9 protein-coding genes and 1 pseudogene are annotated in these 12,747 nt (G+C 49.4%); 9 read left to right on the top strand and 1 reads right to left on the bottom strand.

What is annotated here, in order from left to right:
• The first annotated feature begins 113 nt into the window (after positions 1 to 113).
• The 5 genes from LC431_RS04955 (at position 114) to LC431_RS26285 (ending at position 5,668) form a co-directional block, all read left to right on the top strand.
• Positions 114 to 620: an Lrp/AsnC family transcriptional regulator gene (locus tag LC431_RS04955; protein ID WP_013202841.1), complete on the top strand. Its 507-nt coding sequence runs from the start codon at positions 114 to 116 to the stop codon at positions 618 to 620.
• 244 nt (positions 621 to 864) lie between these two features.
• Positions 865 to 1,335 (top strand): GNAT family N-acetyltransferase, encoded by a 471-nt coding sequence (locus tag LC431_RS04950; RefSeq protein WP_223509346.1) that lies wholly within the window; start codon positions 865 to 867, stop codon positions 1,333 to 1,335.
• Positions 1,332 to 3,392 carry a hydantoinase/oxoprolinase family protein gene (locus LC431_RS04945; RefSeq protein WP_223509345.1) on the top strand — a complete coding sequence of 687 codons (2,061 nt, stop codon included), beginning with the start codon at positions 1,332 to 1,334 and terminating at the stop codon, positions 3,390 to 3,392. Before LC431_RS04950 ends, LC431_RS04945 begins: the two co-directional genes overlap by 4 nt.
• Positions 3,382 to 5,364: a hydantoinase B/oxoprolinase family protein gene (locus tag LC431_RS04940; RefSeq protein WP_223509344.1), complete on the top strand. Its 1,983-nt coding sequence runs from the start codon at positions 3,382 to 3,384 to the stop codon at positions 5,362 to 5,364. The genes LC431_RS04945 and LC431_RS04940 overlap by 11 nt, the downstream gene beginning before the upstream one ends.
• 169 nt (positions 5,365 to 5,533) lie before the next feature.
• Positions 5,534 to 5,668: a hypothetical protein gene (locus LC431_RS26285; protein ID WP_255611155.1), complete on the top strand. Its 135-nt coding sequence runs from the start codon at positions 5,534 to 5,536 to the stop codon at positions 5,666 to 5,668.
• Positions 5,669 to 5,777: 109 nt separating this feature from the next.
• Here the strand turns inward: LC431_RS26285 and LC431_RS04935 are convergent.
• Positions 5,778 to 6,700, bottom strand: a pseudogene (locus LC431_RS04935) (IS5 family transposase).
• Positions 6,701 to 7,096: 396 nt separating this feature from the next.
• Between LC431_RS04935 and LC431_RS04930 the strand changes: the two are divergent.
• From LC431_RS04930 to LC431_RS04915, 4 genes are read left to right on the top strand one after another with little or no spacing between them, the layout of a single operon-like run.
• Positions 7,097 to 8,029 carry a fatty acid desaturase gene (locus LC431_RS04930; RefSeq protein WP_223509343.1) on the top strand — a complete coding sequence of 311 codons (933 nt, stop codon included), beginning with the start codon at positions 7,097 to 7,099 and terminating at the stop codon, positions 8,027 to 8,029.
• Positions 7,956 to 8,900, top strand: a complete 945-nt coding sequence (locus LC431_RS04925; protein ID WP_217158944.1) for a DMT family transporter — start codon at positions 7,956 to 7,958, stop codon at positions 8,898 to 8,900. Before LC431_RS04930 ends, LC431_RS04925 begins: the two co-directional genes overlap by 74 nt.
• Positions 8,901 to 8,904: 4 nt before the next feature.
• Complete coding sequence (locus LC431_RS04920) at positions 8,905 to 11,268, top strand: aminotransferase class III-fold pyridoxal phosphate-dependent enzyme (RefSeq protein WP_217158947.1); 2,364 nt, start codon at positions 8,905 to 8,907, stop codon at positions 11,266 to 11,268.
• Positions 11,240 to 12,727, top strand: coding sequence for an AMP-binding protein (locus tag LC431_RS04915; protein WP_217158948.1), 1,488 nt, complete (start codon positions 11,240 to 11,242; stop codon positions 12,725 to 12,727). The genes LC431_RS04920 and LC431_RS04915 overlap by 29 nt, the downstream gene beginning before the upstream one ends.
• The last annotated feature ends 20 nt before the right edge of the window (positions 12,728 to 12,747 follow it).

Below are 12,747 nucleotides of genomic sequence, written 5' to 3'. Positions count from 1 at the left end.
ATTATTGCATTTATTGATAATTACGCTCGGATAGCACGCGATGTTAAATCACTGGCGTATCAGTGATTAAGCGTGCTATACCATTTGGGTGATGTGAACCAATGAGGGGTTTTATGAACGGCTTAATGAAACTGGACCGTATCGACATCAACATTCTGGTACAGCTACAGAAAGATGGTCGTATCAGCAATGTCAATCTTGCCGATACAGTCGGGCTTTCGCCCAGCCCCTGCCTGCAACGCGTAAAGCGCCTGGAAACTGCGGGTTTTATTACTGGTTACGAAGCGCACATTAATCTGACCAAAATCACCGATTCGGTGACGGTGTTTACCGAAGTGACGCTATCCGGACACCGACGCGAAGATTTCCTCAAGTTCGAGAATGCGATCCGTGAAGTGGACGAGCTGATGGAGTGCCACCTGATCACCGGCGGCTACGACTATCTGCTGCGTTTTATCACCCGCAGTATTGAGCATTACCAGGAAGTGATTGAAGGGCTGCTGGACGCCAAAGTGGGCATCGATAAGTACTTCAGTTATATCGTGATTAAATCACCGATTATGAAAAGTAGCGTCCCGCTACGCTCGCTGATCGCTCGTCATACGCAGGTTGAGTTTTAATTTTTACCTGGTCAGGCCGGTTGTTGTATGACCGCACCTGGACTGTCAGGTTATGCATACCCGGAAGATGTAGGGGCGGACCTCTTTTTCGGTCCGCCCGTGATGCAACATCGCACCGGCAGAATATTTCCCCGCCCGCCCGCAATTCCCCACAAAACGCTGTCCTTACCCTTATCAACCAAAAAACTCTCACCGTTATTGGCCTTACACTGTTTTTAACATCAGAAAACAGTCAGGGCTCCCTATGCTAAAGCCGTTTGTGCCTGCCGTTGCTGAATGGCAGCGCGATGATTATCTGTTAAGCAGCGACCCGCAAAAAATTGATATTGCCTGGGTTCACGGGCAGATCTCCGAACACAGCTACTGGGCGCAGGGGCAGACGCTGGAGATGACCGAACGCTCCCTCGCCGCATCGATGACCTTCGGCATCTATTACCAGCAGCAGCAGGTGGGATTTGGCCGCCTGATCACCGACTACAGCCGCTTTGCCTATCTTAGCGACGTGATGATTGACGCAGCGCACCGTGGCAAAGGCTTAGGGCGCTGGTTTGCTGCCTCGATTGTCCATCACCCTGAACTGAAAACCATAAAACGCTGGATGCTGGCGACCGACGACGCGCACGACGTCTATCGCCGCGCGGGCTGGAAGCCAGTGGCACAGCCACAACGATTGATGGAATTTATTCCCACCCCACCAGAGGACCGTACTCCATGACCTACCGCGTTGGCGTCGATATCGGCGGCTCGTTTACTGACTTTGCGCTGCTCGACGAGCGCGATAACAGCATCCGCACCCTGAAAGTCTTGTCGCGGCCCGACAGCCCCGGCAATGAAATCACCACCGGGCTGGCGGCATTCCAGCAGCGCGACGGCATCAACCCTGCCGATATTCACTACTTCACCCACGGCACCACCGTCGGGGTGAATGCGGTCATCCAGCGCAAGGGCGTTAAGCTGGCGCTGTTTGCCACCGAGGGCTTCTGCGACGTGCTGGAACTGGCGCGCCTGAAAATCCCGCATATCCACGATTTGTTCTCGCGCCGCCCGGCACCGCTGATCACCCGCGACCGCGTGTTCGCCATCAAAGAACGCAGCGACCGTGACGGTAACGTACTGCTGCCGGTTGACCGTCAGAGCGTGATCGAGGCGGTGGATGCCGCACGGGCCGCCGGCTGCCAGGGCATTGTCGTCTCGCTGCTGCACAGCTATCGCAATGGCTGCAACGAAGCGCAGGTGCGCGAGATCGTCGCTGAAATCGCCCCCGACCTGCTGACCTCCTGCTCGGCCGAGATCTGGCCGATTATTCGCGAATACGAACGCACTATTACTGCGGTGATCAACGCTTACGTGCAGCCGAAAGTGATCCATTATCTGGACTCGTTCGAGCGCGCGCTGAAAGAGATGGGCGTGCCGGTGCTGCCGCGCATTACCAAATCCAACGGCGGAGTAATGGGGCTGGCACAGGCCAAAGCCGAGTGCGTGCAGATGGTGCTTTCCGGCACCGCTTCCGGAGTGATGGGCGCCAGCTACATTGCCGAAAGCTGCGGTTTTGATCGCCTGCTGAGCCTTGATATAGGCGGCACCAGCGCCGACGTGGCGGTCATCATCGACGGCCGCCCGGAGTACGGCAGCGGGGAAATTATCGGTGATTTCCCGATCTACATCCCATCGGTGTCGGTCACCTCGGTCGGTCAGGGCGGCGGATCAATCGCCTGGCTCGACAGCCTTGGCGTCCTGCAGGTCGGGCCGGACAGCGCCGGTTCACTGCCTGGCCCGGTTTGCTTCCGGCGCGGTGGCACAGAAGCCACCGCCACCGATGCCTTTGCCGCCTGCGGGCTGATCGGGCACGGCGATCTGGGCTATAACGCGGTGCAGGTTGATGTGGCTGGGGCGCGTGCGGCGGTAGAAAAACTGGCCGCACCGCTCGGTATCAGTGTTGAAGAAACGGCTGAAAACATCATCGCACTGGCGATCTCCAGCATGTACAGCGACACCAGCGGATTGATATCGCGCTTCGGCCTCGACCCGCGTGAGTTCTACTTCCTCGCCTTTGGCGGTGCCGGCCCGATGATGGGCTGCTTCCTGGCCCGTGAGCTGAAACTAAAAGGCGTGGTGGTGCCGCCAACGCCAGGCGTGCTGTCAGCGCTGGGCGGGCTGGTGGCGGATGTGAAAAATGACTTTATCCGCACGGTGTACTGCGACCTGATGGCGGCGGCGGCTGAAGACCTGAAGGACAGCTCGCAGGATTTGCGCACCGAAGCCAAAGGCTGGCTGGCGCGTGAATACGGTGCCGATTTGCCGTATCAACTGAGTTTCTCCGCCGATATGCGCTATCGCGGCCAATCGTTTGAAATTGATGTGGCGCTGCAGGAATCGTGGCTGCTGGCGGGAGATCTCGCTGCCGTGCGCGCCGCTTTTGACGCCCATCACACCCGCCTTTTCGGTCATCATGACGAGCTCGCGGCAGTGCAATTGATTAACCTGCGGTTGGTGCTCTCTTCGCCAACGCCGAAACCGCGCCTCATCACCCTTGCGCAGGCCAGCGGGCCGGTGACGGTACTGAGTGAAGTGAATGCGTGGATCGACGGTCAGTGGTGGCAGGTTGGTGTGGTATCGCGTGGCTCGCTGCTGACTGGGCACCAGTTGAGCGGCCCGGTGATTATCGCTCAGGATGACTGCACCACCTGTGTTCCGCCGCAAATGCAGGTCGATGTCGACCGCTTCGGCAATCTGATTATTACCCCGCAAACCGGAGCGCATCATGGCAATTGATGGTCGTAACCTGCAAATTCTCGCCAATTACTGCGCGGCCGCCGCCGATGCGATGGCGTTTACCCTGATGCGCACCGCGCACTCCACCTTCGTTAAAGAGACGGAGGATTTCTCCTGCCAGATTGTCAGTCGCAGCGGAATGGCGTTCGCCTCACCGCGCAGCTTCGGCGCGCCGTGGTACAGCGGCATCGACTACGGTCCGGTGCTGGAACTGATCGACGGCTATCAGGAAGGGGATATCTGCATCACCAACGACTCCTACGCCGGTAATGTGGCCACTCACTCGCCGGATATCCATATCTGGAAACCCGTGTTCCACCATGGTGAGGTGGTGTGCTTTGTGGTCGGCCATATCCATAACACCGACGTTGGCGGCGCGGTTCCGGCCTCGCTGTCGCGCTCGCTGACCGAAATCGTGCAGGAGGGTATCCGCATTCCGCCGCTAAAAATCATCAGCGGCGGGGTGCTGAACGAAGAGGTGGCGCGCATTATGCGCCTCAACGTGCGAGCGCCTGAGCAGAACTGGGGCGACTTCAACGCACAAATCGCTTCGGTAAATATCGGCGAGCGTAAGGTGCAGGAGATCATCGCCCGCTTCGGTGTCGACGACTTCCTCAGTGGCATTGAAGGCATTCTCGACTACGCCGAGCAGCAGGCGCGCAGCATTATCAGCACCATTCCCGACGGCGACTATTTCTACGCCGACTATGCCGATGAAGACGGCGAGGGCGGCTATCCGTGCCGCATCGCCGTCACGCTGCGCGTCAAAGGCGAGGTGCTGGAACTGGATTACACCGGCAGCGATCCTCAACTAATGTCGTCGCTGAATATGCCAACCGGCGGGCGCGAACGCCATCCGCTGGCGCTGGTCGGCGTCACCTATGTGCTCTCCACCCTTGACTGTTCACTGCTGCTGAATGCCGGAACGCTGCGCCCGATGCGGGCAATATTGCCGCCGGGCACCATTATGAACTGCGAAGCTCCGGCGGCGGTGGGAATGCGTTCGCTGACCTGCGCAATGTCGCAGATCGCCACCGTCGGCGCGTTTTCTCTGGCAATGCCGGAGCGCCTGCCGGCTAACTCGCCGGGCGGCAATTCCATCATCAATATCCGCACTGTCGACGGGCAGAATCGCAGCGTGGTTGCCTCGCTCGGTCCGGTTGGCGGCGGTGCGGGCGGCACGCCGAAGCACGATGGGCCCGATGGCTCCGGCGGCCTGTCGGCGTTTCTGAAGAATACGCCGATTGAGATTAATGAAACGGAAGTGCCGGTGCGTTTCCACCGCTACGGGCTGGCGCCCGACAGCGCCGGGGCAGGGGAGTATCGCGGCGGGCTGGCAACGGAGATGGCGTTTGAGGTGTTCGTGCCGAATACCACAATTACCGCCCGCAATCGCAATCGCTCGGTGTTCTCCTCGGCGGGCGCGGCGGGCGGCAGAGCGGGCAGCACCTCGTGGTTCCGCACTGAACACGCCGACGGACGCGTCACCGAGCACGGCAATACCGACGTGATCCACTGCGGACCGGGGGATGTAGTCGCCATTAAAGGCCCCGGGGCTGGCGGCTACGGCCTGGCGAAAAATCGCAGCGCGCAGGCGGTATTACAGGATGTGCAGTGCGGTTTTCTCAGCGAACGGGCCGCGCGAGAGCAGTACGGCGTGATGCTACAGCAGGGCGAGATTGATGAAGTTGGCACTGCGGGTTTACGCAGCCAGATGCCGGAAAGTAACGGGGAGCACTTTGACGTGGGTAGCGCCCGCCGTGAGTTTGAAACGCTGTGGACGCCGCAACGCTACCAACTGCTGACCACATTCCTCGCGCAGCGCCCGGTGGTTTGGCGTCACTTCCTTAAGCATCAGGTTTTTGCGGCGGTGCAGGCAGGCGAGGGTAGCGAATTAGCGTTGGAACAGCAGATGTCTGAGCTTTTCGCAAAATTACTTAAACGCTTTCCCGCTTTAAACGCCGCGTTATAAATGTAACGCTGATGATTGGCCTCGATGAGTTTTGCAATCCGCCACGGAAAACAAAGTTTGTCGGGGCTTTTTATTTGCTTCGCTAATGTTTTTCTATTTTAAGGGGGTAAGATTATCACGTTGATAATAAACAACGGGTTTATTAGTGGAATAAGTAAGAGAGGTTAAGATGGATTTCAACCTAGAAGATTTTTTCGGTGCAATGGGAAGTGGTTTGGGCATGGGGTTTGGTGTTGCCAGCCTGATTCCTCTGTGGTTTACACTGATCATATTACAAAGTGTGGTGCGATATCAGGCGCGGTGATTTTGAGCGCGGTGTATCTGTACTCCATCTGGAGAGCTAAATGATGCAGCCTGACGGCTTTGTTGAATAAATCGGATTTAGATAAAAGCGCCTCCCGTCACTGACTTCCTCAGGCAATCCGCACACTTTCTGGCATGCCTGCTCGCGTCATTTTGTTTAAGGCACGGATCATGGCCATAGCTTCTCCAACCTGTGCATCATAATCCCGCAGAGTCAGATGCCCACCGAACAGGTGTTTAACCCGGTACATCGCCGTTTCTGCCACAGAACGCCGGTTGTAAAGCGTGTGCCATTCCCAGTAAGCATTGCTCCCCGTCAGACGTGGCCTTGCCACTGCCTGATTTCTGTCGGCATACACCGCCGGCCAGTAACCGGCCCTCGTTCGCGGCGTGATAAATGCCATAATTTTCTTGCGCCTTATCTCGTCGTGGCACCGTTTTGTGTCATAAGCCCCGTCGGCGCAGGCGACCCGAATTTTCCTGTGCGTCTGACGGATAAGCCCCGGGAATGCCTCTGCATCAGTCACATTGTTCAGGGAAAGGTCAGCGCAGATAACTTCATGCGTACCGGCGTCTACCGCCAGGTGCAGTTTACGCCAGACGCGGCGCTTTTCCTGGCCGTGTTTTTTTACCTTCCACACACCCTCACCGAAGACTTTAAAGCCGGCGGAGTCGATAACCAGACGGGCAATCTCGCCTCTCGTAGGGTTTTTAAACGGGATAGTGACGGATTTTGCCCGTCTGCTGACGCAGGAATAGCCCGGGCAGCGGAGCGGGATATTCATTAGCGTAAAGATGGAGTCAATAAATCCCTGGGTGGCGCGCAGCGTGAGGCGAAAGATGCGTTCGAGCATCAGAACGGTGGAAATAGCCAGTTCAGAATAACATTGCGGACGACCACGCGAAGAGGTTTTTGGTTCGTCGTACCAAACCTGGATGGTCGAGTCATCAAGCCGAATACTAGCGAACCGCGATTGACGAGAGCCTTGTTGTAGGCCGCTCAGTTTTTGATATTAAATTTTTGTTTTGCCACGGGATATCGCTACAGGATCAAGAATATGATGAGCTGATCCTGATTGCAGCCAGAAGTCCTATTTATTCAACAAAGCCGCAGTTACTCTTAATGCAGAGTTCGGGGATTTACCTGTATTTTGGCTCTTAATGGTTATTAAAACCCTCATGAAATTTTAATTTAATTGATGTGATTCAATAAGATAACCTTAATTGCTAAAGCTTGATTGAGTTAAATGTCAGCCATAAGAAAAAGCTATTTGTTGAAATGAAACCATAGTGTTAATAATGATTATGAAGCTAATCATTAAGTGATCTAATATTTTGTTATGGTTTAATGTTTTATTGTCATACCGTTTGGGTGACCTACTTAAAATATCAATAAAATCATTCACTTCAGTAAATAATACAGAGGTTCATGATGATAACCGAGCAGGAAATCAGGACTCTAAGTAAAAAAAACGCAAGAAGAAGTGCTTTCAAGACAATACTTTATCTTATGTTATTATGCTCAGCGATTACTTTTAGTGTGATTACAACCAATGATTTTGTATATTTTCTGTCAGTAGTCATTTTGGGAATCGTCATCGCGCATGGAGTCGAACTACAGCATGAGTGCCTCCATCATAATTTGTATCGGTCAATAAAAGTTAATCGATTTTTTGGCATCATTTACGGTCTGCCAATGCTAGTAAGTTATACACACTATCAAGCCCAGCACCTCCATCATCATACTTTCCTCGGCACCGATAAAGACGAGGAAATAATTGATTATAAATCTGAGCAACTTAAGACTATTAGTGGGTTATTTACTCGCATTACTAATGCCAATCGTTTTTTTCAATTTATGGTGACAATGATAAATACTACTCAGGGAGTATACCCAGAGGTTATAAAAAGTAAGCGACAGCAAAGAAAGTTTAGACATGAGTATTATTTTATTTTCTTGTTTATATTAATGTTAATATTTTTATATCAGGTTTGGGGTGTTAATATTTTATTTACTTGGTTTTTCGCTTGGTTTTTTATAAGCGAGCCGCTGCATTTTTTTATTGAAGTTACCGAGCACATTGGTAAAGATAAATCCAACAGGGTGATTTCAGAAAATACGAGAAGTTACAAAACAAATCTGATTTGGTCATACATTAGCAATCACAATAACTATCATATTGAACATCATTCATACCCTAATGTTTGCGCCCATAATTTAAAAATTGTAAATGAGAAAAAAAGTGGTGAATATTATACTGAAAATTCGTACATTGAGGCAATGAAAAATGTCATATCTGGAATCCGAAACGAAAAAAGTGCTGAAGACAAAGTTATCGCTAAAGTTGCAAAACAGGATTAAGGGGGTCTCTGCCGGTATCGTTGCTGTGATAATTTATGCATCAATGTTTCTTGTCTCTAGATATGGCGTTAAAAATAATATTGGTATTTATGAACTTGCATTTATTCGCTACAGCATTGCCGGTATGCTCTTGCTTCCACTCTTTTTCCTAAGGAAAACGTCAGGGCGCAGTGTACTGACTTTATCGCAGGGTGGACTGCTTGCCATTGTGGCAGGTATTCCCTACATGTTGTTGATCTATTTTGGTCTGAAATACGCTCCTGCAGCTCATGCTGCGGCCATTAACACAGGTACGGTACCGTGTGTAGTTGCATTAATGACGTTGGCGAAAGAATCAAGCCTGCGGGATAAACTCTTTAAACTTGGCAGCTATGCTGCTGTCATTGTTGGATTGTTCATTTTTACCGGTGTCTCCGTTCTACAAATGAATCACCAAGTCATTATCGGCGATATTCTGTTTTTCTTATCGGGAGTTTCTTGGGCAATTTTTACTTTATTGTCAAAGAAGTGGCAGGCTGACTCCTATGAACTGACCTCCACAATATCGGTCATTTCACTACTATACGTGCCAATTTATCTTTCCCTGCAAGGGTTCAGCAAACTGGCGGCTATTCCTACGCGAGATATATTAATTCAGGGGCTTTTGCAAGGCGTTGGGAGTTCCATTGTTGCTATGCTGCTATTTACTTACAGCATAAGAAAAATAGGTGCCAACCATGCAACATTATTATCACCTTTTATTCCCTTACTAACTGCGATGATGGCAATACCTTTACTGCATGAGCTTCTTAGCCCAGTACAATGGCTCGGAGTGTTTTTGATTATTAGTGGCATTATTTTCGCTGCTCGATTTCAGGCAGGAAGAGGATGATGGTATGAATAATATAGAATGGCAGGTTATTAAGGCTACTGGCGACCTCACTGAGGTGCTTAAAATAAGACATAAAGTTTATGTTGAAGAAGCCTCTCGTCTAAATCATGTTGATGACACCTTATCCTCATTTGACAGGTTTGATAATTATTGTGTTTATATCATTGCAAAAATTGACAATCAACCAGTAGCTACGGTCAAAGTAATTACTGATTCACCTATAGGTTTACCCTGTGACGAATTTGCAGATCTGAGTAAATACCGTCGTCCTCAACACCATCTGTACGAATTTGGCCATCTTATATCATTGCCTACGGTACGCAATGATAAACTCGGACCTGCGATGATGCGTGCTGCGCTTATTTATGCCGTTAATAGAGGTGCCACGCATATTCTTGGCGATTTTTTTGCTGATGGCACCCAGCAAGATTTACATTATTACTATAAAAATATTGGATTCATTGCTGCCTGTCATCCCTATAGAGATCCACGTTTTACTGGAGCACCTCTCAGTATTATTGGATTGCTGGATATTAGTCAATCCTACAGTCTTTATCTACGTGGGAGCCGTGTACAAAAACGTCTTCTGCATTATTTTTATAATGATTATGCGATTTATCGAGACACTGATAAGCCGGAACTGTATTTTACTCATCAGGTTGAAGGGCGAAAAAATCAGCGCCAGTTATTAGCAGAGCTAAAGGCAAAAGTTAATCACCCTTCTTACGCCCGCTTATCTTATCTGATGGGGTGCGGTATCCAAATGCGCGGCGAGGACGAATTTGTTATGGATGAGAATGGCCGTGAATTCTATGCCCTATTTGATCAATATGGTAATCAATCATTTGGTTATAACCACTCTCAATTCACCGATGCTCTCAGGCAGGCAATAGCCAGTAAGAACATTAACAGTACAAAGATAATGTTTGAAGAGGCCTCTATCAAGCTGGCAGATGAATTGATTGAGGCGACTGGCAATAATTTTGACTGTTGCTATTTTGCCAATGGTGGCGGAGAAACTATTGATAACGCTTTTAAAATAGCGATGGCGGTGACGCGCAGGAAAAAAATCATCGCCTTTGAAAACTGTTTTCACGGTAAAACTATTGCCACGCTCAGCGCTGCAGGAAGGGAAGAACATTATCGAGTCTATCCGGGTTTGATGACAGATACCTTTGTCATCGTCCCCTTTGGGGATAAAGCAGCATTGGATGCGGCATTAACAGATGAAATAGCGGCTGTAATTATCGAACCTGTTCAGGCCGAGGGTGGAGTCAACACACCTTTCGCAGGCTATTTACCGTTTATTGCAGAGCGCTGTCGCCAGCAGGGTACATGTCTGATTTTTGATGAAATGCAGACGGCGTTTGGGCGTCTTGGTCATCTATTCGCATTTCAAAAATACCAGGTCGTTCCGGATATTATGTGCATAGGCAAGGCATTTGGTGGTGGCATCTTGCCGATTTCTGCAGTGCTCGCTAGGCGTGAACTGTGGGGTGTTCTGAATGACCATCCTTCCTCATTTGGTTCAAGTCTTGGAGGAAATCCTGTCAGTTGCCAGCTCGCACGTCAAGTACTCAGGACGGCTTCAACGCCATCATTTCTCGCCCATATCAACATGCTCTCAGGTATGTTACTGCCGGAACTGAAGCGTTTGGCGAAAAATTATCCGTTGCTTATCAGCAAAATCAGCGGTGATGGATTGATGTTCGGTATTCATTTTACCTCTCCGCTTATGGTTGGCCTGGCGTTACGTTTACTTTACGAGAATGATGTCACCTCTTCCTATTGTTTGTATAACCTCAATGTCCTACGGGTTCAACCGCCATTAAATAGCCAGCCGCACAATCTGATAAAAGCTTGCAATACTCTCGATGGTGTTTTGAACAAGATTAATAATATTGATATTGCGACTTGGAGCCTTAATCACGCTTCTTTTGAACTCATATTACCTACACCTATCAACAACGTTTTAAAGCAGGTACAGGATTACCCCGCGTTGTTTGACCCATTCAGTGATGGGCGGACACACTACCCTTGCGATCAATGGGTAAACTTTTATGGAAACTTAGGAGATGACCGTGCCTGCTGGAAAAATCTAACGGGGTTGCTGGAGGACGGTTTTGTCTCCACGGCAGCAGAAGGATTCATCTGGAAAAGCTGCATAAGGCAGCTTAGGCTGAGTGTACTGACGCCTGTGATGACGCAAGTTTCTCTCACAGTGGAATGGGATAACGCTATGCAGCCTTATGACATGCTTACCAATGTGAAAATTAATCTGTATCTGAATGAACAGGGTTTTCAGCGGATAAAAAATGAATTAATGCGAGGAGGGATGAATGAAACATTTTTACGAAACGTTGTCTGACCCCGACATTGCCTGGCAGGGGGAAATTAGTTTCTTTGAGGGCGGACGCCTTATCACCCGTACCGGTAGCGACTTTCAATCTGAAGTCATTCTTTTATCCACATGGCTGGATTCATTATCGTTGGCAGAGGGAACGCTGATAGGGATATTTTCAGAAAATACTGTCAGTTGGCTCTTATGGGATTTGGCCACGATGCGCTGTGGGCTTAGATTGAAAGCATTTAATAAAAAACCTCAATTCAGTATGTTAGAGGATTTTCTTACTGAACATTCGCTGGCATTACTGATCGCAAATGATCCATTGCTAATTGCCACGGGTGCACTGGATATTACCGTGGCAGAAAATCCTGTAAAAATTGGTGATGAAGTAATCATCAAACGTGGAGAGTGTCCCTTCTTTAATCAGGACTGTCTGTCATTGGTATACTCCTCTGGGACTACTGGCCATGATAAAGGGCTGATTATAAGTAAAAAGGGGGCTGATTTCGTCATTAAACGTTTTATTCAGGATTACCAGCTCAGTGAGCGAGACCGTCATCTGATATTTTTGCCTTTGGCCAATTTTCAGCAACGTTTGTCAGTATATGGTTGCCTGCTTAGCAACGCCAGCCTGTGCCTGTGTGATTACAAGAGTGTTTTCCCTGCGATGCAGGCCTTCAGACCAACCTTTCTGATTGCTCCACCAGTGTTTTACCGTACAGTGGTACAGGTCTTTAAGATGCGTGAGAATAAAGACGTAACGCTAAATGCATTGATGGGAGGCAATATCAGGTTTTGTATTACCGGTATGGCACCGATCGATAGGGCAACAGTTAACCACTATGAGCAAGGCGGTGTTAGGCTGTTAGAAGCTTATGGTACCACTGAGACCGGAATGATCACTTGGAGTACCCTTGATAGTTACAAGCCGGGCAGTACTGGCAAGCCGCTGGACAGGGCACATTTACTAATTAATGCGGACGGTGAATTGTCGATAAATCGCCCATGGCCACTTTCCCAAGGCTATTTCGATCTTCCAGATGGAGAATCCACTGAAATTTTTCTGGCGAATGGCAACATTGTTACTGGTGATATTGTGACTGAGGATGAAGACGGTTTTTTTTACATCGTCGGACGTACAAAAGAAGTCATTATACTCGATAACGGGAAAAAAATTCACCCAAGCGAAATTGAAGACACTTTTGAGATAAATGGAATAGACTGCGAATTAGTTGTGTTTTTTTATGCGGATAAACGGGCACCAGCAATGTTGGTATCGCGTAATAATATGAGCGAGTCTGATTTTTTACAATGCCAGAAAAAGATTGAAAGTGTGAATCTCTCGTTACCACAGGATTATAAAGTAAAATATATCTACTACTGTAATGAGCCAATTAAAAGTAATCCGGATTTTATGACTGCAAATATGAAGATGAGTAGAAAAAAAATAGAAGATTTTATTTTACATGATATCAGATAAAACCACCAGTCTTATACATT

The organism is Rahnella sp. GSA61A (genome assembly GCF_019969905.1).
GTDB classification, from domain to species: Bacteria; Pseudomonadota; Gammaproteobacteria; order Enterobacterales; family Enterobacteriaceae; genus Rahnella; species Rahnella aceris.
Note: the sequence above shows the minus strand (reverse complement) of the source record. Positions and strands in the feature narration are given on the sequence as shown.